General features: G+C 72.6%; 25 protein-coding genes. 10 read left to right on the top strand and 15 right to left on the bottom strand.

Annotated elements, in window-relative coordinates; translation table 11 throughout:
- Positions 1–73: 73 nt before the first annotated feature.
- Positions 74–808, bottom strand: coding sequence for a phosphoglyceromutase (locus FRAQA3DRAFT_RS18825; protein ID WP_009740637.1), 735 nt, complete (start codon positions 806–808; stop codon positions 74–76).
- Positions 809–1,416: 608 nt separating this feature from the next.
- On the opposite strand from FRAQA3DRAFT_RS18825, the gene FRAQA3DRAFT_RS18830 reads away from it, so the two are divergent.
- The gene (locus FRAQA3DRAFT_RS18830; RefSeq protein WP_009740638.1) at positions 1,417–2,565 is read left to right on the top strand and encodes a folate-binding protein YgfZ; all 1,149 of its coding nucleotides are present in this window, start codon (positions 1,417–1,419) and stop codon (positions 2,563–2,565) included.
- A 16-nt stretch (positions 2,566–2,581) separates the two neighbouring features.
- Here FRAQA3DRAFT_RS18830 and FRAQA3DRAFT_RS18835 read toward each other — a convergent pair whose 3' ends face one another.
- From FRAQA3DRAFT_RS18835 to FRAQA3DRAFT_RS18855, 5 genes are all read right to left on the bottom strand, one after another.
- Positions 2,582–3,931, bottom strand: coding sequence for a hypothetical protein (locus tag FRAQA3DRAFT_RS18835; protein ID WP_009740639.1), 1,350 nt, complete (start codon positions 3,929–3,931; stop codon positions 2,582–2,584).
- Between the two features lie 1,118 nt (positions 3,932–5,049).
- Positions 5,050–6,411, bottom strand: a complete 1,362-nt coding sequence (locus FRAQA3DRAFT_RS18840) for an ABC transporter ATP-binding protein (RefSeq protein WP_009740640.1) — start codon at positions 6,409–6,411, stop codon at positions 5,050–5,052.
- Positions 6,408–7,766 (bottom strand): extracellular solute-binding protein, encoded by a 1,359-nt coding sequence (locus tag FRAQA3DRAFT_RS18845; RefSeq protein ID WP_009740641.1) that lies wholly within the window; start codon positions 7,764–7,766, stop codon positions 6,408–6,410. Before FRAQA3DRAFT_RS18845 ends, FRAQA3DRAFT_RS18840 begins: the two co-directional genes overlap by 4 nt.
- A 12-nt stretch (positions 7,767–7,778) precedes the next feature.
- Positions 7,779–8,744: a carbohydrate ABC transporter permease gene (locus FRAQA3DRAFT_RS18850; RefSeq protein WP_009740642.1), complete on the bottom strand. Its 966-nt coding sequence runs from the start codon at positions 8,742–8,744 to the stop codon at positions 7,779–7,781.
- Positions 8,741–9,640 (bottom strand): carbohydrate ABC transporter permease, encoded by a 900-nt coding sequence (locus tag FRAQA3DRAFT_RS18855; protein ID WP_009740643.1) that lies wholly within the window; start codon positions 9,638–9,640, stop codon positions 8,741–8,743. Before FRAQA3DRAFT_RS18855 ends, FRAQA3DRAFT_RS18850 begins: the two co-directional genes overlap by 4 nt.
- 306 nt (positions 9,641–9,946) lie before the next feature.
- On the opposite strand from FRAQA3DRAFT_RS18855, the gene FRAQA3DRAFT_RS18860 reads away from it, so the two are divergent.
- From FRAQA3DRAFT_RS18860 to FRAQA3DRAFT_RS18875, 4 genes are all read left to right on the top strand, one after another.
- Positions 9,947–11,161: a DUF349 domain-containing protein gene (locus tag FRAQA3DRAFT_RS18860; RefSeq protein WP_198286928.1), complete on the top strand. Its 1,215-nt coding sequence runs from the start codon at positions 9,947–9,949 to the stop codon at positions 11,159–11,161.
- A gap of 310 nt (positions 11,162–11,471) precedes the next feature.
- Positions 11,472–12,389 carry a helix-turn-helix domain-containing protein gene (locus FRAQA3DRAFT_RS18865; protein WP_009740645.1) on the top strand — a complete coding sequence of 306 codons (918 nt, stop codon included), beginning with the start codon at positions 11,472–11,474 and terminating at the stop codon, positions 12,387–12,389.
- A 221-nt stretch (positions 12,390–12,610) separates the two neighbouring features.
- Positions 12,611–13,162, top strand: coding sequence for a hypothetical protein (locus FRAQA3DRAFT_RS18870; RefSeq protein ID WP_009740646.1), 552 nt, complete (start codon positions 12,611–12,613; stop codon positions 13,160–13,162).
- A gap of 118 nt (positions 13,163–13,280) precedes the next feature.
- The gene (locus FRAQA3DRAFT_RS18875) at positions 13,281–14,237 is read left to right on the top strand and encodes an aldo/keto reductase (RefSeq protein ID WP_085950037.1); all 957 of its coding nucleotides are present in this window, start codon (positions 13,281–13,283) and stop codon (positions 14,235–14,237) included.
- 166 nt (positions 14,238–14,403) lie between these two features.
- Here FRAQA3DRAFT_RS18875 and FRAQA3DRAFT_RS18880 read toward each other — a convergent pair whose 3' ends face one another.
- Positions 14,404–14,904, bottom strand: coding sequence for a DUF1269 domain-containing protein (locus FRAQA3DRAFT_RS18880; protein WP_035923093.1), 501 nt, complete (start codon positions 14,902–14,904; stop codon positions 14,404–14,406).
- 292 nt (positions 14,905–15,196) lie between these two features.
- Here FRAQA3DRAFT_RS18880 and FRAQA3DRAFT_RS18885 point away from each other — a divergent pair, with 292 nt between their 5' ends.
- Positions 15,197–15,721: an O-acetyl-ADP-ribose deacetylase gene (locus tag FRAQA3DRAFT_RS18885; protein ID WP_009740649.1), complete on the top strand. Its 525-nt coding sequence runs from the start codon at positions 15,197–15,199 to the stop codon at positions 15,719–15,721.
- Here the strand turns inward: FRAQA3DRAFT_RS18885 and FRAQA3DRAFT_RS18890 are convergent.
- The gene (locus FRAQA3DRAFT_RS18890) at positions 15,687–16,550 is read right to left on the bottom strand and encodes a class I SAM-dependent methyltransferase (RefSeq protein WP_009740650.1); all 864 of its coding nucleotides are present in this window, start codon (positions 16,548–16,550) and stop codon (positions 15,687–15,689) included. The genes FRAQA3DRAFT_RS18885 and FRAQA3DRAFT_RS18890 overlap by 35 nt on opposite strands.
- 448 nt (positions 16,551–16,998) lie before the next feature.
- Between FRAQA3DRAFT_RS18890 and mshA the strand changes: the two genes are divergently transcribed.
- Positions 16,999–18,222 carry a D-inositol-3-phosphate glycosyltransferase gene (mshA, locus tag FRAQA3DRAFT_RS18895; protein WP_232291658.1) on the top strand — a complete coding sequence of 408 codons (1,224 nt, stop codon included), beginning with the start codon at positions 16,999–17,001 and terminating at the stop codon, positions 18,220–18,222.
- Between the two features lie 115 nt (positions 18,223–18,337).
- Here mshA and FRAQA3DRAFT_RS18900 read toward each other — a convergent pair whose 3' ends face one another.
- Positions 18,338–19,546, bottom strand: a complete 1,209-nt coding sequence (locus tag FRAQA3DRAFT_RS18900) for an RNA-guided endonuclease TnpB family protein (RefSeq protein WP_009740652.1) — start codon at positions 19,544–19,546, stop codon at positions 18,338–18,340.
- 97 nt (positions 19,547–19,643) lie between these two features.
- Here FRAQA3DRAFT_RS18900 and FRAQA3DRAFT_RS18905 point away from each other — a divergent pair, with 97 nt between their 5' ends.
- Positions 19,644–20,138 carry a YbjN domain-containing protein gene (locus FRAQA3DRAFT_RS18905; protein ID WP_009740653.1) on the top strand — a complete coding sequence of 165 codons (495 nt, stop codon included), beginning with the start codon at positions 19,644–19,646 and terminating at the stop codon, positions 20,136–20,138.
- A gap of 4 nt (positions 20,139–20,142) precedes the next feature.
- Here FRAQA3DRAFT_RS18905 and FRAQA3DRAFT_RS18910 read toward each other — a convergent pair whose 3' ends face one another.
- Positions 20,143–20,712, bottom strand: a complete 570-nt coding sequence (locus FRAQA3DRAFT_RS18910; RefSeq protein WP_009740654.1) for an FABP family protein — start codon at positions 20,710–20,712, stop codon at positions 20,143–20,145.
- 192 nt (positions 20,713–20,904) lie between these two features.
- Between FRAQA3DRAFT_RS18910 and FRAQA3DRAFT_RS18915 the strand changes: the two genes are divergently transcribed.
- On the top strand, positions 20,905–21,267 hold the full coding sequence (locus FRAQA3DRAFT_RS18915) for a DsrE family protein (RefSeq protein WP_035921151.1): 363 nt from the start codon (positions 20,905–20,907) through the stop codon (positions 21,265–21,267).
- Positions 21,268–21,476: 209 nt separating this feature from the next.
- Entirely contained in the window at positions 21,477–21,749 is a 273-nt protein-coding gene (locus FRAQA3DRAFT_RS18920) for a hypothetical protein (protein ID WP_009740657.1), read from the top strand.
- Between the two features lie 154 nt (positions 21,750–21,903).
- On the opposite strand, the gene FRAQA3DRAFT_RS18925 is transcribed toward FRAQA3DRAFT_RS18920, so the two are convergent.
- From FRAQA3DRAFT_RS18925 to FRAQA3DRAFT_RS33350, 5 genes are all read right to left on the bottom strand, one after another.
- Entirely contained in the window at positions 21,904–22,203 is a 300-nt protein-coding gene (locus tag FRAQA3DRAFT_RS18925; RefSeq protein WP_009740658.1) for a DUF1416 domain-containing protein, read from the bottom strand.
- A 3-nt stretch (positions 22,204–22,206) separates the two neighbouring features.
- A complete protein-coding gene (locus FRAQA3DRAFT_RS18930) occupies positions 22,207–23,040 on the bottom strand; it encodes a sulfurtransferase (protein ID WP_009740659.1) in 834 nt (277 codons plus the stop codon).
- Entirely contained in the window at positions 23,037–23,456 is a 420-nt protein-coding gene (locus tag FRAQA3DRAFT_RS18935) for a DUF4395 domain-containing protein (RefSeq protein WP_009740660.1), read from the bottom strand. The genes FRAQA3DRAFT_RS18930 and FRAQA3DRAFT_RS18935 overlap by 4 nt, the downstream gene beginning before the upstream one ends.
- Positions 23,457–23,548: 92 nt before the next feature.
- Positions 23,549–23,755, bottom strand: a complete 207-nt coding sequence (locus FRAQA3DRAFT_RS38835; protein WP_369809369.1) for a putative leader peptide — start codon at positions 23,753–23,755, stop codon at positions 23,549–23,551.
- Positions 23,664–24,164 carry a thioredoxin family protein gene (locus tag FRAQA3DRAFT_RS33350; protein WP_083873757.1) on the bottom strand — a complete coding sequence of 167 codons (501 nt, stop codon included), beginning with the start codon at positions 24,162–24,164 and terminating at the stop codon, positions 23,664–23,666. The genes FRAQA3DRAFT_RS38835 and FRAQA3DRAFT_RS33350 overlap by 92 nt, the downstream gene beginning before the upstream one ends.
- Between the last annotated feature and the right edge of the window lie 39 nt (positions 24,165–24,203).

The following is a 24,203-nucleotide window of genomic DNA, read 5'->3' on the forward strand; positions in this document are numbered from 1 at the left end:
GGACGACGGGCCAGGCCCGCGAGGGTGCCGCGGGCCTGGAGGCTGACCATCGTTACTTCTTCCCCTGCGCGCGTTACTTCTTCCCCTGCGCGGCGACGGCGGCCGCCGCGCTCGCGGCGGCATCCGGGTCGAGGTAACCCGAGCTCAGCACACCCAGGTTGTCGTCAAGCTCATAGCGCAGCGGGATACCGGTCGGGATGTTGAGCCCGGCGATGTCGGTGTCGCTGATGTGGTCGAGGTGCTTGACCAGGGCCCGTAGCGAGTTGCCGTGCGCGGCGACCAGGACCGTGCGGCCGGCCCGCAGGTCGGGCACGATCGCGTCGTACCAGTAGGGCAGCATCCGGGCGACGACGTCGGCGAGGCACTCGGTACGTGGGATGAGGTCGGGGGCGAGGTCGGCGTAGCGCTCGTCCACCCCGCTGGCCTGCTCCGGACCGATCTCCGGCGGCGGCGTGTCATACGAACGGCGCCAGAGCTGGAACTGCTCCTCGCCGAACTTCTCCAACGTCTCGGCCTTGTTCAGGCCCTGCAGGCCGCCGTAGTGCCGTTCGTTCAGGCGCCAGCTCCGGCGGACCGGCACCCAGGTCCGCCCGGCGGCGTCCAGCGCCAGCCAGGCGGTGCGGATCGCCCTGGTCAGCAGGGACGTGTGCACCACATCCGGCAGGACACCGGCCTCGAGCAGCAGTTCACCGCCGCGGGTGGCCTCCTTCAGGCCCTTTTCGGACAGGTCGACGTCCACCCAGCCGGTGAACAGGTTCTCGCGGTTCCAGTTGCTCTCACCGTGGCGGAGCAGGACGAGGGTCGGCATACCCGAGATCCTGCCTGTTCGCCGGGGCCCTCGGCCAGCATTGCCGGTTCCTGCCGCCGGCCGGCCGGATCGCCGCCGGTCGCGGCCGGGATCGGACGACGCCGACGCCCCACCGAAGGGGTCGGCCGGGCGCCGCCGAGGCGGTCCGAGCCGCGGGGATGCCGTCCGGGCCGGGAAGATGTCGGGCTGAGCCGGGAAATGAGCGACCCCCGGGCGCTCCGCCGCCGCAGGACGCGGTGGCGGGCCGTCGGGACTTGTCGACGGCACCCGGGGGTCGGGTGATCTGCCTGGTACTCGCCGGTGCCGGTGCCCGTGGGGCCACCCGGCTAGAGGTGAGGACCACGAGACCGGCTAGCGGACAGTCACCTCACGAGTCCTATGAGCATACAAAGCTTGGACCACCTCCCTTCTCGTGTACCGCAGACGCTACGCGGCCCGGTGGCCACCTCGCAACGCCTTTTCCGGGCGCGTCGATGGGACCCTCGCGACAGCGCCAGCCGGAATAGCCCGGCCACCGCCGTAACCTCCCTGGCCCGGTCGCCGCGGCACCCGTGGGCCGACTACCTGAAGCGGGTGGGGGGTGCCGGGGCGGAACTAGACTCGACGGCATGACGGCCGGGTCCCCCACGAGCACCACAGCCACGCGATCCCCGCTGCTCGACCTGCCCGCCGCGGTGGCGGGAGCAGGTGACGACGCGCCAGTCGCCGCCCACTACGGCGACCCGCTGCGCGAGCAGCGCGCGCTACGGGACGGCGCCGCCCTCGTCGACCGCTCGCACCGCGACGTCATCCGCATCGGCGGCCCGGACCGGTTGTCCTGGCTGCACAGCATCACCTCCCAGCACCTGTCCGGGTTGGGCCCGCTGCGCGGCAGCGAGGCGCTGGTGCTCTCGCCGCAGGGTCACGTCGAGCACCATCTCGTCCTCGCCGACGACGGCACGGCCACCTGGGTGGACGTGGAACCCGGCACTGCTGCCGGGCTGCTGCGTTACCTGGAGTCGATGCGCTTCCTGCTCCGGGTGGAGCCGGCGGACGTCGGCGCGCGCACGGCGGTGCTCAGCGTGCTCGGGCCGGCCGCGGTGCGCACCGTCGCCGCGGCCCTCGGCGGTGCCGACCTGGACCTGCCCGAGCCGCTCGCCGCCGAGCCCACCGGCGCGCCGGTCACCGGCCCCTACCCGGTGGCCCGAGCCGCGGACGGCACCCTGGTGCGCCGGATGGCGTACGGCGTCGATCTGCTCGTCGATCGGGCGGCGCTCGCGGCGACGGCGCAGCGGCTGCGCGCCGCCGGCGCGGTGCCCGCCGGGCTGTCCGCCTTCGATGCCGCGCGGATCGCCGCCCGCCGGCCGCGGCTGGGCCGGGAGACCGACCATCGCACGATCCCGCACGAGGTGGGCTGGCTCGCCGACGCGGTGCACCTGGACAAGGGGTGCTACCGCGGCCAGGAGACGGTGGCCCGGGTGCACAACCTGGGCCGCCCGCCGCGCCGGCTCGTACTGCTCCACCTCGACGGCACGGTGGCCGCCCCGGGTTCGGCGGTGACGGCCGACGGGCGTGAGGTCGGCTTCGTCGGCACCTCCGAGATGCACGAAGAGCTCGGCCCCATCGCCCTGGCGATCGTGAAGCGCTCGGTGCCGGCGGGCACCGCCCTCGTCGTCACCGACCCCGACGGCGCCCCCGTCGCCGCCGCGATCGACCCGGACGACGACGACTCGGCGGCCGCGCCGAAGCGCCCGGCAGGCCGGCTGCGCTCCTCCTGACAGTCCTGACGCCCGCTCAGACGGTGCGGGACAGGGCCTGGTCGAGTTCGCGCGCCTCCGGGTCGGCGCTGTGCCGCCGCAACCGGCGCCGCAGCTCATCGGCCCGGCGGGCATTGCGCTTGGAACGCGTCGCCTCCAGCATCGGCATCGCTTCCCGGGTCAGCGTGCAGCCGTGCTCGACGTTGCCCAGGTCGATCTGGACGGCGGCCCGGCGCAGCAGGTAGGTCGCCCGGTCCCGGGCCCGCGAGGTCGGCAGGATCGCCAGGGACCGCTCCAGCCACCGGTCGGCCTGTGCGAGATGGCCGAGATCGATGTAGCAGCTGCCGATCTGGGCCTGGTACTCGCCCTCGTCGAAGTAGTCTGCCCAGGCCGGATCCTCGGGCCGGGCGGCGTCCATCGCCTCCTCCGAACGGGCCAGCGCCTCCGCGCAGGCGCTGGCCTCACCGAGCGCGGCATGGGCGCGGGCGCGGCGCATGTGCAGCATGGCGCCGACCCGGCCGGAGGCGCCGCCGATGCTGGTCACGGCCGCCTCCGCGAGATCCACGGCCTCCCGCGGGCGGGCGAAGTCGACGCATTGCAGCGACATGTTCTTCAGCACGTTCGCGCCGAGCATCCGGTCGCCGCCGGCGTGCGCGGAGTGCAGCGCGGTGATCCAGTAACGCTGGGCGGCGGTCTGGAAGCCGGCGTCGAAGGAGACCCAGCCGGCGAATCGGGCGAGCTCGGCCGCGACCACGTGCAGGTGTCGGCCGACCTGCTCGGTGTAGGACCCGCGGACCAACAGGTCCGCCACCACCCCGAGCTCGGCGTCGACCAGCCGCCGGACGCTCTCGCCGCCGAGGCGCTCATCCATCACCCGCAGGCCAGGGATGTTGTGTTCGATCCGATTGACGATCTGGTCGTCGACCCGTCCGCCGTTGAGCGCGGCGGACAGCCGGCTGGGCTCCAGGCCAAGCCACTGCGTCGCGAGCTCCGCGACGCCGACCCCGGTGATCGTCAGGAAGCCGCGCCGATCGGAGAGGGCGTCCTCGACGACGTCCATGATCGACGTGACGCTGCCGACCGGCGTCCACGGGTACTCGGTGCGCACGGCGTCGCCGGTCGGTAGCCATGCCGGCCACGGATGCGACTCCAGCCGATCGTTCGGGACGCCGAGCTCGGCGGCGAGCGCGAGCTGGGAGACCCGGTCCGGAACGACGCCGCGGTGCTCCCACCGCCAGACCTTCTGGCGCTCGGCGGCCATGTTCGCCACCCCGAGGTCACGGGCGCGACGGGCCACCACACGGGCCAGTCGCTGGTAGGACCAACCACGCTGCGCGCGGACGAATGCGAGCGGATGAGTGCAGGCGTGCGCGTTATCCGTCAGCATCGACGATCTCCTCGAGTCGGAACTCCTGGGTCAATTCTGTGAGCGCCCACTGACGCTATGTCGCGACATCTTGGTGTCCATAGTGATGACCCCGGTGCGATGCGTGCACAGAGGTCACGCCCGGACCACTGGCGGCCTTGATTGCACGCATGTCGCCGGAACCGCCCGGGTATCCCGTTGGAATGTCCGGTTCTCGGACGACGCAGCCCCGCGGCCATGGCGTCGGGCGTCATCCGGCCGATATCAGTACGAACAGCGCAGGTAGCACATCCTGGTCGTACCGACTGTTCCCGATAAATACCATACGTACCACCCAAGGGGTCGGAGCCGGTTCGACACCGTCCGCACAGCAGACGTTTGACACGCAGCAAAGCATATGTCGCCACACGCCGTCACCTATTCTCCAAAACGGCAACGACGGCTAGCCAAAATCCGGATTCATAACACTCCTATTAGCCGAGAACGACGATTCAAAAGTCGCGCTACCTTTCGACCCCTTTGTCGCGCCAACGCTCCCCGCGATCCACACCGCGGGCTACATCGCTCGTTCCGGTGCCTGCAGATCGCCCCCCCCCGCCGGGGCCCCGAACCTCACCCCCGAAGCCCGCCGCCCCGCCCCACCCGGCCCGGCGTCCCGGCACACGACCGGACGGCACACGACCGGACGGCACACGACCGGACGGGCGGCACGCCCACCCCGACACGACCACGGCCGAAACGGCGATCCCCCGTCGATCCGCTTCCCGCAGCAAAGGGACAGGTCAAGAAAGCGGGGGATGCATGACGGAAGCGCGACCTTGCAGAGGTTTGCCGGAAGTGCAACCGTGAAGGGCAGAGGCCGAGGGAGAGGCATGACCAGAATCTGGGACGGCGGGCGACAACCCACAGTCAGGACCGCGGCCTCGAATCGGGATCGAGCCGAGGGTTAGAAACGGTTCCCAGCTCGGAGACCGTGACTAACCCTCGGCATGATGGCGGCCTCGCCGTTGTGGTTGTGACCCTGGGTAAACGTCGGGGTCTTCCGGTAAGCGGGCGCAGAATCAGGAGGCCGAGGTCAGGATTAGCCGTGGCCAGGATTAGCCGTGGCCAGGAGTAGCCGAAGTCAGGAGTAGCCGAAGTCAGGAGTAGTCGAGGCGCTCGCCGCTGGGCGCAAAATAGGTGAGCGCCGACGTCGGAGCCCGGAGCACCACGGGGGCACGGGGGGCCAGGACGAGGCCGGCATCGACCCGGACGGCGAGCACCCCGGCGCCTGTGCGGACGTGGACGGTCCGCTCCGCCCCAAGCCGCTCGGAGACGACGACGTCGCCGGACAGCCTCAACTCGCTGGTGTCGCTGGTATCGCCGATATTGGCGATACCAGCGACACTGCCGGTGGGGCCGGGCGCCGGCCGGCCGCCGGCCGCGGGACGGATCACGACAGCTGCCGGCGGCGGCGATCCCGTGCCGCCGGCGGCGGCCTCGGCGAGCGGAGCACCACCGACCGACGGAGCCGATGCGCCGGTCCCGAAGCCTGCGTCACCAGCCGACGAGCCCGCACCCCCTACCGACACGGGGCGGCCGGGCTGCCCGGGCACGTCGACGTCCAGGGTGTCGACGTCCAGGGTGAGGTGCTCGGGCCGGACGCCGAAGGCCGCCGCCCCCGCGGGCGCGGGCACGTCGAAGCCCTCGCCGCGCAGGCGGCCGTCGTGCCAGTGGCCGTCCCAGATGTTCATCGGTGGGCTGCCGACGAAGGCGGCGACGAAGCGGGTGGCGGGTCGGTCGTAGATCTCGTCGGGGGTACCGATCTGCTGCAGGCGGCCCCCACCGAGGACGGCGACGCGGTCCCCCACGGCCATCGCCTCGGCCTGGTCGTGGGTGACGAACAGCGCGGTGGTGCCCAGGCTGCGCAGCAGGCCGACGATCTCGACGCGCAGTTCGACGCGGAGCTGGGCGTCGAGGCCGGACATGGGCTCGTCGAGGAGGACGACCCGCGCCCGGGTGGCCAGCGCCCGGCCGATCGCGACCCGCTGGCGCTGGCCGCCGGACATCTGCGCGGGGCGGCGACCGGCGAGGTCGGCGATGCCGAGCATGGCGAGCGTTTCCCGGGCCCTGGCCACGGCGGCCGACCTCGGCAGGCCGCGGCCGTGGCGCAGGGCGAGCGTGAGGTTGTCCAGCGCGGACTTGTGCGGGTAGAGCGCGAAGTGCTGGAACACCATGGAGACGTCGCGGCGGTGCGGCGGGAGGCCGAGCTGGCTGGCCCCGTCGAAGCGCAGGTCGCCGGTGGTCGGCTCGTCCAGCCCGGCGCAGATCCGCAGCAGTGTCGACTTTCCCGAGCCGGACGGCCCGAGCAGCGCGACGATCTCCCCGGGTGCGACCGTGAGCGAGACCTCGCGCAGCGCGTGCACGGAGCCGAACGAACGGCTGATCCGATCGAACTCGATCGGCACGCCGGTGATCGTCCCGAGGGAAGGAGCGGGCCGGGCGGGCGCCGGGGCGCTCAACGGGTCAGCTCCACGGCTTCGGCCTGCGCCGCGGCCAACGTCTTCGCCGGGTCCTCGCCCTTGAGGATGCGCACCACCTGGTCGGACAGCGCGGTCGGCAGCTCACCGCCGCGGGCCCCGCTCCACACCGGCGCCTTGACCAGTGAGCCGGTGAGTGCGAGGAACGGCTTGAGCTGCGGGTACGTGTCGTAGAACGAGCCGAGCTGGCTGGCGGCCTGGGTGTCCACCGGGATGTAGCTGAGCGCCTCGGTGCTCGCCGCGACGACGTCCGGGGACAGCAGGGAGACGATCAGCTCGGTCGCCATCTCCTGCTGACACCGGTCGGTGGCCAGGACGCTCAGCGCGTTCCCGCCGGCGACCGGGTGCTGGCTGCCGCCGGGCAGGGTCGGAAACGGGATCGCGCCGGCCCGGAAGCCTTTCGCTCCCTGGCCTGCGATGAACTTCAGCCCGCCGGCCAGCGAGGCGACCGTCACGGCGGTCATCGCGGTCTGCTTGCGAATGCCGAAGCGCAGCAGTCCCTGCTGGGTCGGGTCGGCGGAGTGCGGGCCGTAGGTGCCGACCTTCGCCAGGAAGGCCGCGGCCTCGCGCGCCGCCGGGGTGGTCAGAGCCGGGCGGCCGGCCGCGTCCTGGATGGGGGTGCCCTTGGAGCTGGCCAGCGTGTTGAGGATCCACTGCCCGAACTGCTGGCCGGTCGGCAGGTCGATCGGCTGGACGTCCTGGCCGGACGCGGAGATCTTGTCCGCGGCGGCGATCACGCCGTCGGTGGTGCTGAGGGTGGCGGGGTCGACGCCGGCCTTGGTCAGAACGTCGAGGTTGTAGACCAGGGCGAGCGAGGAGACCTGCTGCGGGATTCCGATGAGCTTCCCGCCGACGGTGCCGAGGCCGAGCAGGCGCTGGTCGTAGGAGGCGCGCAGCAGCCGCGGGGAGAGCTCCTGGGCGCCGAGCTCCCGGGCGAAGACCGGCAGCAGGTCGAAGCCGGCGACCGCGACGTCGACGGAGCGGCCCGCCGACCGGTCGGCGCTGATCTGCTGGACGAGCGCGGTGTAGTCGGGGGCGCTGGTGTTCAGGTCGACGGTGAGGCCGGGATGGGCCTTCTCCATGTATGCCTTGCCCGACTTCGCCACGTCGTTGAGGGTGCCGACGGCGGCCATCCGCAGGGTCTTCACCTTGGCGGTGCATTCTGGGGACGCCGTCGCGCCGGCCACGTTGTCGACGCCCGCGGCGGCGGAACGCGCGGTGGGACGCAGGCTCTCGGCCGGGTTCGACGGGCCGGAGTCACCGCCCCCGCCGCACGCCGTCAACGTGAGCATGGTGACCGCGACGGTCAGCGGCAGCATGCGGCGGATGCGGATCACGCGTTCTTCCTCTCAGGCACCGGCGCCCGTGCCGGTGATCCCGGCGGCGAGACGGCGTTGGGCGACGACGAAGACGGCCAGCGACGGCAGGCTGATGATCAACGCCGCGGCGGCGAGCTCGGCGAAATCGGGGATGACCGACGAGGAGTCCGTCATCAGGCGGGCGAGTGCGAGCGGCGGGGTGGCGATGCCGGGCGACCGGGCGACCAGCAGCGGCCACAGGTACTCGTTGTAGGAGAGCAGGAAGCTGAACACGGACACCGAGGCGATCGCCGGCGCCGCGAGCGGCACGATGATCGAGCGTAGCGTCCGCCAGGTGCCCAGTCCGTCCATCCGCGCGGCGTCGAGGACCGAGCCGGGAATGGTGCTCATGTACTGGCGGAGCATGAAGATCATGCCAGCGTGGGTCATGAACGGCAGCACCAGGCCGACGCGGGTGTCGGCGAAGCCCAGCGCGGAGATCGTCACGTAGTTCGGCACGGCGGTGACCTGGGCGGGCACCAGCAGCGTGGCCAGCACCACGGCGAACAGGGCCGTGCGCCCGCGAAAGCGCAGGCAGGCGAAGGCGTAGGCGGCCGGGACGGCCGTGGCGAGCTGGAGCGCGAGGATCGCGAGGCTGACCCCGACCCCGGTAAGCAGCGCGGGTCCGAGGTCGCCAGCATGCCAGGCCTGGTCGAACGAGTCGAACTGCACCCGCGACGGGATGGGGTTGGACTCCAGCGCGAGGGCGGTCTGCGGCGGTCCGATCGCGGTGCGCAGCATCCACGCGAACGGCAGGACCGCCACCACGATGCCCACGGTGAGCAGGACGAGGCGCACGAGGGTCGCGGGCCCGGGCAGCCGACGCCGCGGGCGCGCGGCGCGGGCCGCCGTCGCCGTGGGGGCGGCCGGGTTGCGGTGACCGGTCGGTGCGGGTGGGCCGGCCGGGGCGGGTGGGCCGGCCGGGGCGGGGGCGTCGCTGCTGGTCCCGGCGCTCACGCGGCGGCCTCCCGCGCCCGCCGGATACGCCGCCCGAGCAGCGCTCCGCCAGCGCCGAGCGCCACGATGACGACGAGCAGCAACAGAGCGATCATCGAGGCGTATCCGATGCGGAACGATCCGGTGAAACCGACCTCGTAAATGTAGTAAATGATGGTCGTACTCGAATCCAGGGGGCCGCCCTTGGTGAGGACGGCGACCGTCTCGAAGGTCTGCAGCGTCAGGATCGTCACGAAGACGCCCAGGAAGATCGTGGTCGGCGCGAGCAGCGGCAGGGTGATGTGGCGCAGACGGGCGAACCCGCGGATGCCGTCGACGTCGGCCGCCTCGTAGACCGAACGCGGGATGGCGGTCAGGCCGGCCAGGTAGACGATGAACACGAAGCTGGTCAGCCGCCAGCCCCCGACCAGGGCGACCACCGGCAGCGCGGTGGAGGTGTCGCCGAGCCAGTCGACCGGCGCCACCCCGAACAGTCCGACGACCGTGTTCGCGAACCCGTCGGGACTGCTGTCGAACATGTACGCGAACACCACCGCCATCGCGACGATGTTCGCGCTGACCGGCAGGAACAGCGCGAAGCGCACCAGGGCGCGGCCGTGGGCCACCCGCTCGGCGGCCAGCGCCAGCGCCAGCCCGATCGCCACCGCGGGGATGACCGTGATGAGGCAGTACACGAGGGTGTTGCGCACGGCCCCGCCGAGGTCGGCGTCGGAGAAGGCGGTGCGCGCGTTCGCCGCACCCACCCAGCCGAAATGCGGACCGGTCAGCGTCTTGTCGGTCCCCGCGATGAAGGCCGAGACCAACGCGGGCCCGATGACGAAGACACCGAGCCCGACGAACGCGGGCGCCAACAACGCGCCGACTCGCCAGCCCACCCGGCCGCCCACCCCACTCATCACGGTTACGCATCTTGGCCCCACCCATGACGGGGTGCCTAGACCGGGGTCGGGCCGCTGAACGAACAACCGGTGCCTTCGCGTGACCTTCCGGACGACGAGCCGCCGCCCGGGTCCGCGGACGGCCGGGCCGGCGGGTGCGTGGACCGACGCCACCAGCGGGCATCGTCGACCCACGTTCCGGATCCCGGCGCGCTACGGCCGTGCCGGCACCGATTCATGGTGTCCGGATACGTGGCGGCCGTCCCCTCCGCGGCCGACGCCTGCAAGAATGGCAGGAAACGTCAGTCGATCTTCGGGAACACGATGAGTGACCGCAGCGAATCCGGCCAAACCTCCGTCTGGGGGCGCGTTGCCGAGGACGGCACCGTCTTCGTTCGCACGGCGAGCGGTGAACGCGCCGTCGGATCATGGCGTGCCGGCAGCCCCGGTGAGGGCCTGGCCCACTTCCAGCGGCGTTACGACGATCTGAGCGCCGAGGTCGTGCTGCTGGAGCGGCGGCTGACCCTCAGCGGAGTCGATCCGGCCGGGATCGCCGGCAGCGCCCGCCGTCTGCTCGACTCCCTCGACTCCGCCGCCGTCGTCGGTGATCTCGACGCCCTGCGCGTCCGGCTGGAGACGGTCCTCGCGAGCACGCAGGAGCGGCGCACCGTGCTCGCCGCCGAGCGGGCCGAGCGGACCGCCCGGATCGCCGCGGCCAAGGAGGAGCTGGTCGCCGAGGCCGAGCGGCTCGGCCGCAGCTCCGAGTGGAAGACGACCGGCGAGCGGTTCCGGACCCTCGCCGAGGAGTTCCGGGCCGTCGGCTCCCTGGACAAGCGCACCGACTCGGCGCTGTGGCGGCGCATCACCGCCGCCCGCGAGGAGTTCACCCGCCGGCGCACCGCGCACTTCGCTGCCCTGGACACCCAGCGGGCCCGTTCCCGGGAGCGCAAGGAAGCGATCATCGCCGAGGCGGAGGCGCTGGTCGATTCCACCGACTGGGCCGGCACGACCGCCCGCTACCGCGCCCTGCTCGCCGGCTGGAAGGCGGCCGGGCGGGCGGCCAAGGACGTCGACGACGCGCTGTGGAACCGGTTCCGCGAGGTACAGGACGTCTTCTTCAGCCGGCGCAACGCCGCGAACGCCGAGCGGGACGCGGAGCTGCGGGACAACCAGGTCCAAAAGGAGAAGCTGCTGGCCGAGGCGACCGCGCTCGACCCGGCTGACACCGAGCGCTCCCTGCGGCGCCTGCGGGAGCTCCAGGACCGGTGGGACGAGATCGGCCGGGTTCCCCGCGAGTCGGCCGGCACGCTCGAACGCCAGATGGCGGCGATCGGCGACAAGCTGCGCGAGGCCGCGGACGCCCGCTGGGCGCAGCGTTCCATCGCCGCCTCGCCCTTCGTGACCAGGCTGCGGGAGTCCGTCGCCAAGCTGGAGGCCAAGCTCGCCCGCGCCCAGGCCGCCGGGCACACCAAGGAGATCGCCGAGACCGAGGCCGCGCTGGCCACCCAGCGCGCGTGGTTGGCCCAGGCCGAGAACTGACCGCCCCCGGATCGGGGCCGGTCACGCGAGCCGCGCGGACAGCCGTCTGGCGTCCGAGCGCGGCCGCCCGCCCGGACCTGCCGAAATACGGCGACCTCCGGTCGGAGCGCCCCAAAGGTGCTAACTCGAGCGCTTGCCAGAGCTAGCAGTCGGACGTATCGTCGATCCCGTTGACTTTGCGTTGTGCCGGGCTCCTCGTCCCGGTGGCCGAGCGCCGAGCGCCGACCACCGTCGGCGGCGGCCTCGGCACGGGGCACCCGCAGCGGTCGGGCGGCGCCCGACCCGTCCGTCGAAGGAGGCGTGTGACCCGGTGGCGGCCCTGAATGTGCGCGATCTCGGCGATTTCATCCGGGATCAGCGGCGCGCCGCGCAGATCTCCCTTCGTCAACTCGCCAAGCAGGCGGGGGTGAGCAACCCTTACCTCAGCCAGATCGAGCGAGGTCTGCGCCGACCCTCCGCGGAGATTCTCCAGCAGATCGCCAAGGCACTGCGCATTTCCGCGGAGGTGCTCTACGTCCAGGCCGGAATTCTGGAGGAACGGCACGGCGGCGAGGACGTCATGGCGGCGGTCCTCGCGGACGATTCCCTCTCCGAGCGGCAGAAGCAGGTGGTGCTCGACATCTACGAGGCGTTCTGCACGGAGAACGCCGTCGCCGCCCGGGCCGGCGCGGCGGCCGGCGGCCCGGACGTGGGCAGCGTCGGTGCGGATGTCGGTGCCAGTGTGGATGTCGGTGCCAGTACGGATGCGGCCGCCGGTGTGGATGCGGGCGCCGCAGCCGCCGGCGCCGAGAGCGTGACCGCGGCGGCGAAGACCCGCCCCACGGGAACCGCCCGGCGGCGACCGACCAGCCGGCGGGCCGCTGCCGAGGCCGCGCAGGACGCGCTGGGCGCGGCGGTGCCGGTCGACGACGCGGCGCAACCGGCCACCCCGGAACCGCCGAAGCGCCGGAGCACCCGGCGGACGGCGACGACCACCGGCGGCTCGGCGGGGACCGGGCGCACCCGGTCGGCCGGCGGCACCTCGCCGACCGCATCCACCACCCGCCGCCGCACCGCCACCACCCCGCCGGACACCCACACCCCACCGGACACCACCCCCGGTTCGGACACCACCCCCGCGTCGGACGCCACCCCCGCGTCGGACGCCACCCCCGCGTCGGACGCCAGCGCCAGGTCGGACGCCAGCACGGGGTCGGACACGTCCGCCTCCGGCGGGACCGGCGCGTAACCCCAGCCACCCGGGCGGCCACCCCGCCGCCGGATGGAAACGCCGCACCGGCAACAGCCGGCTCGGCCGCGACCAGGCCGACCGACTTCTGCCGCGGCACCCAGTTGACCGCACCGCCCTGACCCGACAGCCACGCCCGGATCACCCGCTCCGGGCGACGGCCGAACATCCCAGGAATCACCTACACGACAACAACGGATCCTCGACCCGAGGGAGAAACCATGGCCACCACGCGCACGACGTCCCGCACCGCGAGCCGCCCGGCCAACCGGCCCGCCGCCCGCCCCAGCGCCCGCGCCAGCGCCGAGACCCGCGGCGACAACGCCGAGGTAAAGGCCGAGATCAGGGTGCCGCTGGCGGAGGTTCGCAAGCCGCTCTACGCCTCGGTGGGGGCCGCGGACCTCGCCGTCGCGAAACTGCTCGCCCTGCCCACGACGACGAGCAGCGAGGTCCGCCGGCTCTCCGACCGAGTCGGGTCGCTGCCCGTGCAGGCCGCCCGGGTCCCCACCCAGGTGGGGACCGCCGTGCGCGCGCTGCCGGCCACCGTGACCTCCCAGATCTCCGACCTGCAGGACCGCGCCACCCAGCTCTACAACACCTTCGCGACCCGCGGGGAGCGCCGGGTGGCGAGCATCCGGCGCAGCCCGTCGACCGAGGAGGCCGTGCATCGCACGCGGACCGCGGTCAGCCAGTCCCGCGCGGCGCGCACGTCGACCCGCCGGGCGGCGGAGGCAGTCGGCCATGCGGTAGTCGACGCCGCTCCGGAGAAGTAACAACGGGCAAACCCATGCACATCGGATGATCCATGGAAGACCACTGGTGTGCACAGGTCGGCTGTCGCCCGCGGACCTGGTGTCCGCGGGCGACACTCCGATGTGTTGTATTGAGTACATGCGCTATCGCCCGCTGGGATCGTCCGGACTGCTCGTCTCAGTCGTCGGTCTGGGATGCAACAATTTCGGCTCACGCGTCGACCTGTCCGGGACCCGCGCGGTCGTCGATGCCGCGCTCGACGCCGGGATCACATTCTTCGACACCGCCGACACCTACGGGAACAAGGGCGGTTCGGAGACTCTGCTCGGGCACGTTCTGCGGGGCCGCCGCGACGACGTCGTCCTTGCCACGAAATTCGGCAATGACATGGGCGGCATGTATGGCCAGGACTTCAGCGCCCGGGCCTCACGGCGGTACATCCGCAAGGCCGTCGAGGGCTCCCTGAGCCGGCTGCAGACCGACTACATCGATCTGTACCAGCTCCACAAGCTGGACTCCTTCACCCCGATCGAGGAGACGCTCGAGGCGCTCGACGAGATCCTCAAGGAGGGCAAGATCCGCTACATCGGCGCCTGCAACCTCGACGCCTGGCAGGTCGCCGACGCCGAGTGGACCGCGCGGGCCTCCGGCGCCACCCGGTTCATCTCCGCCCAGAACCACTACAGCCTGCTCGAACGCGGCGTCGAGGCGGAACTGGTGCCGGCCACGCTGAAGTACGGCATCGGCGTCATCCCCTACTACCCGCTCGAGAACGGGCTGCTCACCGGCAAGTACCAGCGCGACGAGGCACCCGCGCCCGGGACCCGGCTCGCCGGGCGCCAGGACGAGCTGACCGACGAGATCTTCGACCGCGTCGACGTGCTGGAGACCTTCGCCCGCGAGCGGGACCGTTCCCTGCTCGACGTGGCGATCGGCGGGCTGGCCGCGCAGCCCGGCGTCGCCTCGGTCATCGCCGGCGCGACGAGCGCGGTCCAGGTGCGTGCGAACGCCGCGGCCGGCCAGTGGCAGCCCCGCCCGGACGACCTCGCGGTCCTCGACAAGATCGCCCCGACTCGCCGCCCCGCCACTTCCTGACGCCCCGGCCGGGGGGCGGGCGGCCACTGTGCCCGCCGGCCCCCGGCCGGCCCGGTTGCTCCGGCCGCCTGCGAACGGCCTCGGTCACCGGCGCGGCAGGTCTGCCGGGTCTGCCCGATACGCCGGGCCTGCCGGGCCTACCGGGCCGACGGCCGGGATGGTGCCGTCAGGCGGGCGCGGGCCGGCGGCCCAGGGCCCGGGCCAGCCGGCGTTCCCGGTCCGCGGGCAGGCTCGTCATGATCACAACCGGGTGATGGGGTCGCAGCGCGGCGGTGACCTCGTCGGCCGCCGAGCGGCGCACCAGCGCGAAGATCGCGGCCCGTCCCGGCTGCAGATGCCCGGCGATCCGCCTGACCAGGTCGTCGTCCACACCGGGGCCGCTGATCCGGCTGGCGAGCGCCCCAGCGCCCGCCCCGATGCCGAGGCCGACGACCGGGGCGAGGAACACCGTCCCGATCACCCCCCCGCACAGGGCCCCGCCGACAGCGGCGGTCCGGGCCGGGTTGGCCACGCGGCGAATCGTGATCCGGCCGCGCTCATCCCGCCAGACCAGCGTGCCGTCGGCCAGGTCGAGCCGCTTCTCCCGGCGCAGTCGGCGGCCGAGTGACCAGGCCTGCCGCGCCTGCTCCACGCTGTCGAACCCGAGAACCACGAGCTGCTCCGCCATCGCCGCCATCCCTTCCAGCCTTTCGGCTTCCTCTCCTGCCCTGAACCTCGGTTCCGCCCCCTGCGGGGAGCGGACATCCTCCATCGGATCGCAGTCCCCGTCCACCCGCAAACGTGCCACTCCGTACGGGCCCATTCGATCCTTTATCCGGCGGATCCGGCGATGTTCCCATGGCGCTCCGGTCCCACCGCGGGGGCACCCGGGGCCGGCCACACCGTCCCGGCGAGCGGCCGCCGGCGCGATCGGCGCCGGGGACGGGTACACCGGCTCCGCATCGGGGAGACTCGGCGGCATGGTGCACGTGACCCTGCAGCAGGGCGACATCACGCTCATCGAGGCGGACGCGATCGTCAACGCCGCCAACAGCGCGCTGCTCGGCGGCGGGGGGGTCGACGGCGCGATCCACGCCGCCGGCGGCCCGGAGATCCTCGCCGCCTGCCGGCGGCTGCGCGCGACCTCCCTGCCGCGGGGGCTGCCCACCGGTGAGGCGGTGGCGACGACGGCCGGCAGGCTGGCCGCCCGGCACGTCATCCATGTCGTCGGCCCGGTGTACGACCCGGCCGAGGACCGCTCCGCGCTGTTGCGGTCGGCCTACACGCGGGCGCTGCGGGTCGCCGACGAGCTCGGCGCGACCAGCGTCGCCTTCCCCGCCGTCAGCGCCGGGGTATACGGCTGGCCGTTGGACGACGCCGCCCGCCTGGCGGTGACCAGCGTCCTCGCGGCGGACACCGGCGTCACCGACGCACGCTTCGTGCTGTTCGACGATCGGGTGTACCGCGCGTTCAGCGCGGCGTTGGCGGCGGCCAGTCCACGGTGAGCTCACCCAGCCGCCAGCGTCTGGCGTCACCGCGTACCGGCCAGCCCTGTGCCCGCAGCTCGGCCGCCGCGGCGATCCAGCGCTGCCGCGGCGAGAACACCGCCCTCGGCGCGGCCCGTTCCCAGGCCCGGTCGAACGCCGCGAGCAGGCGGTGAACGTCATGGCCGGGCACGTTGTGTTCGATCAGTGCCTTGGGCAGCCGCTCGGCGAGCTCGGACGGGCGGGTGAGGCTCGGCAGGTGCGCCGCAAGGGTCAGGGTCGGCCGGGCGGTGGCCCGCCCGGCGGGGAGCCAGCCGGGCGCCTCTCCCGGGGCCGGCAGGCAGAACCAGCAGGCCCGCCGGCCGATCTCATCGCAGGTGCCCTCGACGAGCAGGCCGCCCGGTGCCAGCCGCGCCGTCATCGTCGCCCAGGCGTCGGCGACGGCCGGCTCGGGGTACTGGCGTAGCACGTTCAGGGCGCGGACCAGCACCGGACGTTCGGCCGCGGGTGGCAGCTCGAACCCGCCGCGGGCGAAGGTCAGGCCGGGCGGCCGGGCGGCGCATGCCGCGGCGGCCACCCGCTGCGGGTCGAGTTCGAGGCCGACGACGCGCACCCGCGGGCAGGCCGCCCGCAGCCGCTGGTGGAGCTCGACGGTGGTGACCGGCGACGCACCGAAGCCGAGATCGACGACAAGCGGGTCCGCGCTGCCCCGCAGCAGCGGGCCGGCGGCGTCGAGCAGCCAGCGGTCGACCCGCCGCAGCCGGTTCGGCGCCGTGGTACCTCGGGTGGGTACCCCGAGGGCGCGGGCCCGGCCGGCCGCGAGGCGCGGGGCACGGCGGGGGTTCGGCACCCGACCAGCCTCGCAGATCGGCCGTTCCGGTCGGGTCGGGCACCCGGCCCACCGGCGACCGTCCGTCACCTCCGCGCGCCACAGCGGTGACCGACGGCGGTCGACCGCCCGGTCGGGCGGGTTCCCGGTGCGCGCGGGCGCGTCTGATTCCTTACAGCTTTGTGACCGCCGGCCCGGCGACCTCCCCGTACGCAACGCTCTGACCAGCAGCGACAGGAACTTTTCCGGCATACGGCGACGGCCGGGACAGGGGGGCGAACAGTTGACCGGACAACGGGGCGGGTAGAACGGTGGTTGTCGTGTCGGTCCAGTGCAGGGTTGGTCGTGCCGGGCAGGCGACCCAGACGGATGGATGCGGAGGTGCCCGGTGCGGTTGATCAGGAGCAGTGCCACGGCTCGCTCCGAGCCGGACCGGGGCGCGCGGCCCCGGCGCGTGGCGATGCTGTCCATGCACACCTCGCCGATGGAGCAGCCGGGCACCGGTGACGCCGGCGGGCTGAACGTCTACGTCGTGGAGCTCTCGCGGCAGCTCGCGGCCCTCGGCGTCGAGGTCGAGGTGTTCACCCGGGCGGTGAGCAGCAAGCTGCCGACCTCGGCGGAGCTGGCCCCGGGCGTGACGGTGCGCCACGTCGACGCCGGGCCGTTCGAGGAGGTCCACCGCGAGGACCTACCGGCCTGGCTGTGCGCGTTCACCGCGGACGTGCTGCGCACCGAGGCGGGGCACGAGCCGGGCTGGTTCGACGTCATCCATTCGCACTACTGGCTGTCCGGCCAGGTCGCCCTCGCGGTCGCCCGGCGGTGGGGCGTGCCGTTCGTGCACACCTCCCACACCCTGGCGAAGATCAAAAACGGTGCGCTGGCCGCCGGGGACCGCCCCGAGCCGCCCGGCCGGCTGCTGGGCGAGCAGGAGGTCATCGCCGGCTCCACCCGGCTGATCGCCTCCACCGCGGACGAGCGCGACCATCTCATCGACCTCTACGACGCCGCCCCCGACCAGGTCGACGTCGTCGCGCCGGGCGTCGACCTGGAGATCTTTCGGCCGGGCGATGCGGCGCAGTCGCGGGCGCGCCTCGGCCTCGACCCGGACGGCGACCTGCTGCTGTTCGTCGGTCGGATCCAGCCGCTCAAGGCACCGGACCTGCTGCTGCATGCCGCCGCCGAGTTGCTGCGCCGCGATCCGACCCGCCGCTCGCGGCTGACCGTCGCCGTCGTCGGCGGGCCCAGCGGCTCCGGCCTGGAGCAGCCGGACGCCCTGGTTAAGCTCGCCGCGGACCTGGGAATCTCCGACCTCGTCCGGTTCCAGCCGCCGGCGCCCCAGCGCGAGCTCGCCCACTGGTACCGGGCGGCCACCGCCGTCGTGGTCCCCAGCCACAACGAGAGCTTCGGCCTCGTCGCGCTCGAGGCCCAGGCCTGCGGCACGCCGGTGGTCGCCGCCGCGGTCGGCGGCCTGCGTACCGCCGTCGCCGACGGGGTCTCCGGCCTGCTCGTCGCGGACCGCGACCCGGCCCGCTACGCCGACGCGCTGGACCGACTGCTGCGCCAGCCGCACTCGCGGGCCCGGCTCGCGGCCGGCGCGGTCGGCCGGGCAGCCGGTTTCGGCTGGTCGGCCACAGCCCGCGGGGTGCTGCACAGCTACCGGCACGCGCTGAGCCCCGCGGCTGTCGCCGTGTGACCGGCCGGGTGGGAGGATCTTCACCGGAGCCAGCATCGTCACAGCCGCAAGCGGGGAGGTCTCGGGCCTTGACGTCCGCCCTCGCCTGAAGGCGGGGGATTCCCACTCCTACACTTCATTCATCGACAGGGGGAGGTGTGGAATGGTGAGGTTCGCGGTTCGCGGGCTCCGGTGTTCCGGTGCCTCCCCGCGCGGTCACGGCCCGTCCGGCCGCGATGTTCCGGGCCGCGTTGATGTCGGCGTTGGCCGTGTGCCCGCAGGCGACGCAGCGGAACCGCGCCTGGCTCTCACGCGATTGTGCGGCCACGTTCCCGCAGGCCGAGCAACGCCGACTGGTGTATGCGGCCGGGACCTTCTCCACCCGGCCGGGGGCTTTCCGTTCCAACCGGACGACCAGCAGCCCCCAGCCGGCGGCGAGGATGCCCCGGTTCAGGCCGGTTTTTCGCCGGACGCCGCGTCCCGGCTCGGCGACCGTGCCCCGTGCCGACCGGGTCATGCTCCGGATCCGCAGATCCTCGACACGGATCAGGTCGAAGCGGCGGGCAAGGTCGGTGCTGGTCTTCTTCACCCAGTCCTTGCGCCGGTCGACCTCCCGGGCTTTCACCCGGGCGATCCGGCCGCGGAGCCGGGCACGCCGCTTCGACCCGCGTCTCGCCTTCGCGAGCCGGCGGTGCAGCCGCCGCAGCCGAACCCGCTCACCCGGCCGCCATCCCGGACAGGACAGCAACTCCCCGGTCGACAGGGCGGTCGACAGGGCGGCCGACAGGGCCACCCCACGGTCCACGCCGACGACACCGCCGGCGCCCGGGGCACCGATCGGCTCGGGGACCACCGCGAACGCCACCTGCCAGCGACCCGTCCGGTCCCGGGTCATCCGATACGACCTCGCGTTCGGCACGGTACGGCACGGGCGAAATCTCACCCAACCGACGTTCGGGACCTTCACCTGCGCCCAGCGGCGGCCGACCTGCCGGGCATCCCACTGGTGGCCCCGCCTGCCCACGATCCGGAAACCCTCGCGCTTGCCGCGCTTGCGGAATCCGGGTTTCCGGTGGGTGCCGCGCAAGAAACCGGCCATAGCTATAGCGAAATCACGCGGTGCCCGCCGCTGGACGGTCTGCGAACCCTCCGCCAGCCACGGGTTTTCTTTCCGGTCCTCGGCCAACTGCCGGGCCTGCTCGTTATAGTCGGGCGCCGGGCCGCGGCGGGGACTCCACCACGACTGCTGTTCGACGGCCAGATTCCACACGTACCGCGCATGCCCGCAAGGCGACTCCAGCAATGCCGCCTGTACAACAGTCGGATAGAGCCGGAAGCGGGACATGCCATGATTCCAGGGAATGGATACCGAAAATGCCAAACATGATGGAGCGGCGTTTCCCCTCTGCCGTGAACGGCGGGGCCTCCACGCCGCAGACCCGATGACGGCACCCATCGACACGGCGGAGCGCGAGCGGCTCGACACCCTGATCGCCGACACCCTGACCGACCTCGGCCTCGCCTACGAGCGCGTCAACGCGGGCTCGTTCCTGGTCACCCTGGAGGGCGAGCACAAGCTGCGCACGATGACCTGGCTCGTCGTGCAGGACCACACCCTGCTGGTCGACGCGTTCTTCATGCGCGCCCCGGCGGAGAACGCGGCGGGCACCTACGCTTTCCTGCTCGGCCGCAACGCGAAGACCTACGGCGTGCACTTCTCCATCGACCGGGTCGGTGACATCTTCCTGACCGGGCAGATCCCGCTGCTCGCGGTCACCGCCGAGGAGATCGACCGGATCCTCGGCTGCGTCGGCACCTACGCGGACGACAACTTCGACCCGGCGATCGCCCTCGGGTTCGCCGCGGCGATCGAGCGGGAGAAGGCGTGGCGGGCGAAGCTCGCCGCCGACGCCGGCAACGCCGCGAAGCCCGCCTGAACGGTCAGTCCGTGACGCGGTGCAGGCGCGCCGACAGGTGCGACTGCAACGGCTTGCCCTCGGCCTCCATGTCGATCGCGTAGGCCAGGTCCCCGCCCTCGACCAGCCCGTAGAGCCGCGCCGAGCGGGTGACGTCGCGGGCGGTCGCCGTCCGGATCAGCACGTTGTGGTCGAGGTCGATGCGGGTTCCCGTCACCGTGCCCACGTAGATCTCCGCGATGCCGAACGGGTGCGCGAGCGTCACCTCGACGACCTTCTTGCCGTCCTCGCCGGGCTGGACGCGCCAGAAGCCGGTCTCGGTGGCCAGCGGGCTGCCGGGCTCCCGGCCGTCGCGCGGCTCGTCCGCCCACCAGGTGTGGGAGACGTAGCCCAGCGCCGGGCGGCCGTCGGCGGCGAAGGTGATCTCCTGGCCGTAGTGGAAGCCCTCGAGGTCCTCGTAGCCGCCCACCCCCTCGCCGCGCCAGGTGCCGACGAGGAAGGCCAGCGGGAGCAGGCTGGGGTGCAGATCGGCGGTATTGGTCGTGGTGGCCTCGGACCGCGCCCGCCCGGCGGCCGACCGGCCCCGGGCGCTCAGCGCTGCCCCTCGTACAGCTTGTAGACCACATAGCCGGAGAACCAGGCGATCAGGACGGACATCGCCACCAGTAGCCCGGTGAAGAAGTAGTGCAGCACGCTCCGCAGCCTAGCCCCGCGCCAGGCCAACGCGGTCAGGCGGGCGGGCGCCGCGGCGACACGCCGAGGGCCGCCGATGGGGCAGACTGGGGCAATGACCCGTCCGCTCGTCGTCAAGGTCACCGCTGGGATGGACGCGCCGGAGCGCTGCTCGCAGGCGTTCACGGTGGCGGCGGTCGCCGTCGCCGCCGGGGCGGACGTCTCGGTCTGGCTCACCGGCGAATCCGCCTGGTTCGCGCTGCCCGGACGGGCGGCGGAGTTCGATCTGCCGCACGCCGCGCCGCTGCCGGACCTCCTCGCCGGCATCCTCGCCGGCGGCCGGGTCACCGTGTGCACCCAGTGCGCCGCCCGGCGCTCGTTCGGCCCGGACGACGTCATCCCGGGCATCCGCATCGCCGGCGCCGCCGCGTTCGTCGACGAGGTGCTCGCGGACGCAGTCCAGGCTCTCGTCTACTGAGGCGACGGCTTGGCGAGGCGACGGCTTGGCGAGGCGACGGCTTGGCGAGGCGACGGCTACCGAAACGGCCGTCACGTCGACCCAGGGTGTCCCAGCGCTCGCGCCCCGTCGAAAGCCGTTGCAGAAGCCACCGCAGGCGCAACAACAGACCACGAGCGGGTCACGTCGAAACGCATGTCGCCGGCCATCGCATGCGCTTTCATGATCGCATGATGGCAGACTCCGACATACTCTTCGCGGTGGTCCTGTTCGCGGCCGCCGGGCAGCGAACCGTCCGCCGGATCATCGCGCCGTTCCCCGATCGGGGCTCCGCGGTCGCGTTCGCCCACGACAACGGGCTGCATTGCTTCTCGGTGGGTCCGATGCACTTCGCGGTGCCGACGACGGTGCCGCCCGGTACGGGGTCGCCGGGCGGCCCCCGCCCGGTGCTGCCCGCCGCCGTCCACGCGGGCGCGGAGCGCGGCGGCGCCATCTGCCCGTAGCCCCGCGGGTGCCCGTAGCCGCGCGGCGCCCCGGGACCAGCCCGGCCGCCGTCACCAACCCTGCACCCTGAAAAAGGGGACAGCGGACGATGCCCGCTGTCCCCTCTGCCGCGCCAGCCGCGCCATTGTCGCCGCGGCTGTCAGGCCGCGACCGTCAGGCCGCGACCTCGACCTGCGTATCGACCGGCTCGCCCTGGCGGGCGAAGACCTTCTGCTCGCCGGTCGCGCCGGGCACCAGCGCCCGCACGGTCCACTGCCCCGGCCGCGCGAAGAAGCGGAACTGGCCGGTCGCGGACAGCGGAACCTCGGCGGTGAAGTCGCCGCCCTCGTCGAGCAGCCGGGCGTAGCCGGTCGAGACCGGTTCGCCGCCCTGCACCACGACGCCCTGAATCACGGTCTCCTTGGCCACGTCAATTCCCTCCACCGACGGTCCACCGCGGGTCGCGCCGCACATGTCTCACGCACCCTTCTCGATCGGCACGCCCACCAGCGAGCCGTACTCGGTCCACGACCCGTCATAGTTCTTCACGTTCGGCAGGTCGAGCAACTCGTGCAGGGCGAACCAGGTGTGCGCCGAACGCTCGCCGATGCGGCAGTAGGCGATGATGTCCCGCGAGAGGTCGACGCCGGCCTCGTCGTAGAGCTTGGTCAGTTCGTCGTTGCTCCGGAAGGTGCCGTCCTCGTTCGCGGTCTTCGCCCACGGGATGTTCTTCGCGGTGGGGATGTGACCGGCCCGCTGGGACTGCTCCTGCGGCAGGTGCGCCGGCGCGAGCAGCTTGCCGGAGAACTCGTCGGGGGAACGGACGTCGACGAGCGCCTTCTCGCCGATCGCGGCGACGACCTCCTCGCGGAACGCGCGGATGTCGGTACGCGGCTCCTTGGCGGTGTAGGTCGTCGCAGGCCGCGGGGTGACCTCGGCGGTCAGCTCACGGCCGTCGAGCTCCCACTTCTTGCGGCCACCGTCGAGCAGCCGGACGTCCGCGTGGCCGTACAGGCTGAAGTACCAGTACGCGTAGGCCGCGAACCAGTTGTTGTTGCCGCCGTAGAGAACGACGATGTCGTCGTTCGCGATGCCCTTGCCGGACAGCAGCTTCTCGAACTGCTCCTTGTTGACGAAGTCCCGGATGATCGGGTCCTGCAGCTCGGACTTCCAGTCGAGCCGCACGGCAGCCGGAATGTGCCCCTTGTCGTAGGCGGAGACGTCCTCGTCGACCTCGACCAGAACAACCTTGGGGTCGTTGCGGTTCGCCTCGACCCACGCGGCGTCGACCAATGCCTTCTCGCGGCTCATGCGCGCGCTCCTCTCACGGTGATGGAACGGAAGAACAGATACATCTGGCACCCGAGACAGAATTCGAACGCCGCATTGAGGAAGGCCGCGATGAAGGCGGCCGCGGCGGCGACGAAACCGAGGGCGGAGACGCCCGAGAGGAACCCCGCGACCCCCACGGCACCGAAGATCGCACCGACGAGCTGGGCGAACCGGGGCGGAGCCGCGTCCTCGGTGGTCTTGGGCGGCCCCAGGCGCGGCCGGATCAGCGCCCGGAACAACAGGCCGTAGGGGGCGTACCGCACGCCGGCCACCGCTCCCACCGCGAACACCGCGGTCTGCGCGAGCAGCAGCCATCCACTGCCCGTGACCAGCACTGCGGCGAGCACGACGGAGGTGATGGCAGCGGTGAACCGCAGGCCACGAGGATCCACCATGAGACTTTCTCCTGACTCCCGGCTCGAGTACCCGGTCGGATGCGGAGCGATGCGTCGGGGTAACCGATCACATCAGGGACGCCGACCCGCGATCAGGAAAGACGACACAAGCAGCTGCCCATGCGGCACAGGTCGACCGCGCGGCGCTTCACAAGCTGCGTCTGGAACATGGTTCGTGCCACGGTAGCAGCGAAAGTCACGTCTGTGCTAACCCACCGGCGATGGTTCCGAAGAATCACCATCTGCCCGTTTGATCCCGTCCACGGGGACGATCTCCGCCAGGGTCGCGAACACGGCATTGCGCGTCGGGGGTGCGCCGCTGGCCCGCCTGACCTCGCGGCCGAAGGCATCGACGATCAGCACTGTGGGCGTTCGCCGAACACCCAGCCGGCGGACCAGCTCGAGATGCGCCTCGGCGTCCACCTCGACGTGGCGTACCCCGGGCACCAGCGCGGCAACCCCGGCCAGGACCTGCCGCGTCGACCGGCACGGCGCGCAGAACGCCGTGGAGAACTGCAGCAGTGTCGCCCGCTCCCCCATCGCCTCCCCGAGCGCGGCGAACTCGGCCCGCAACCCACCGTCAGGGATCCACGCACGGCCGGATCCGGGCACCTCACCGGACCCGACCACACCGGAGGACCCGACCACACCGGAGGACCCGACCACGCCGGATGGTCCGGCGACTCCGGACGGTTCAGCCACGGCCATGACCGACCCTTTCGGCGACGGGCCGTCGGCGGCGGATCC

The organism is Frankia sp. QA3 (assembly GCF_000262465.1).
In the GTDB taxonomy this organism is placed as follows: domain Bacteria; phylum Actinomycetota; class Actinomycetes; order Frankiales; family Frankiaceae; genus Frankia.

Bases quoted from the DNA above. Each gene is read 5' to 3' on its own strand.
- FRAQA3DRAFT_RS18860 (WP_198286928.1), top strand. From the start codon at position 9,947: ATGAGTGACCGCAGCGAATCCGGCCAAACCTCCGTCTGGGGGCGCGTT.
- FRAQA3DRAFT_RS18925 (WP_009740658.1), bottom strand. From the start codon at position 22,203: ATGTGCGGCGCGACCCGCGGTGGACCGTCGGTGGAGGGAATTGACGTG.
- FRAQA3DRAFT_RS18915 (WP_035921151.1), top strand. From the start codon at position 20,905: ATGACCCGTCCGCTCGTCGTCAAGGTCACCGCTGGGATGGACGCGCCG.
- FRAQA3DRAFT_RS18870 (WP_009740646.1), top strand. From the start codon at position 12,611: ATGGCCACCACGCGCACGACGTCCCGCACCGCGAGCCGCCCGGCCAAC.
- FRAQA3DRAFT_RS18900 (WP_009740652.1), bottom strand. From the start codon at position 19,546: ATGTCCCGCTTCCGGCTCTATCCGACTGTTGTACAGGCGGCATTGCTG.
- mshA (WP_232291658.1), top strand. From the start codon at position 16,999: ATGCACACCTCGCCGATGGAGCAGCCGGGCACCGGTGACGCCGGCGGG.
- FRAQA3DRAFT_RS18825 (WP_009740637.1), bottom strand. From the start codon at position 808: ATGCCGACCCTCGTCCTGCTCCGCCACGGTGAGAGCAACTGGAACCGC.
- FRAQA3DRAFT_RS18830 (WP_009740638.1), top strand. From the start codon at position 1,417: ATGACGGCCGGGTCCCCCACGAGCACCACAGCCACGCGATCCCCGCTG.
- FRAQA3DRAFT_RS18880 (WP_035923093.1), bottom strand. From the start codon at position 14,904: ATGGCGGAGCAGCTCGTGGTTCTCGGGTTCGACAGCGTGGAGCAGGCG.
- FRAQA3DRAFT_RS38835 (WP_369809369.1), bottom strand. From the start codon at position 23,755: ATGCCGTGTTCGCGACCCTGGCGGAGATCGTCCCCGTGGACGGGATCA.
- FRAQA3DRAFT_RS18835 (WP_009740639.1), bottom strand. From the start codon at position 3,931: ATGCTGACGGATAACGCGCACGCCTGCACTCATCCGCTCGCATTCGTC.
- FRAQA3DRAFT_RS18920 (WP_009740657.1), top strand. From the start codon at position 21,477: ATGATGGCAGACTCCGACATACTCTTCGCGGTGGTCCTGTTCGCGGCC.
- FRAQA3DRAFT_RS18855 (WP_009740643.1), bottom strand. From the start codon at position 9,640: ATGAGTGGGGTGGGCGGCCGGGTGGGCTGGCGAGTCGGCGCGTTGTTG.
- FRAQA3DRAFT_RS18930 (WP_009740659.1), bottom strand. From the start codon at position 23,040: ATGAGCCGCGAGAAGGCATTGGTCGACGCCGCGTGGGTCGAGGCGAAC.
- FRAQA3DRAFT_RS18875 (WP_085950037.1), top strand. From the start codon at position 13,281: ATGCGCTATCGCCCGCTGGGATCGTCCGGACTGCTCGTCTCAGTCGTC.
- FRAQA3DRAFT_RS18885 (WP_009740649.1), top strand. From the start codon at position 15,197: ATGGTGCACGTGACCCTGCAGCAGGGCGACATCACGCTCATCGAGGCG.
- FRAQA3DRAFT_RS33350 (WP_083873757.1), bottom strand. From the start codon at position 24,164: ATGGCCGTGGCTGAACCGTCCGGAGTCGCCGGACCATCCGGCGTGGTC.
- FRAQA3DRAFT_RS18935 (WP_009740660.1), bottom strand. From the start codon at position 23,456: ATGGTGGATCCTCGTGGCCTGCGGTTCACCGCTGCCATCACCTCCGTC.
- FRAQA3DRAFT_RS18905 (WP_009740653.1), top strand. From the start codon at position 19,644: ATGACGGCACCCATCGACACGGCGGAGCGCGAGCGGCTCGACACCCTG.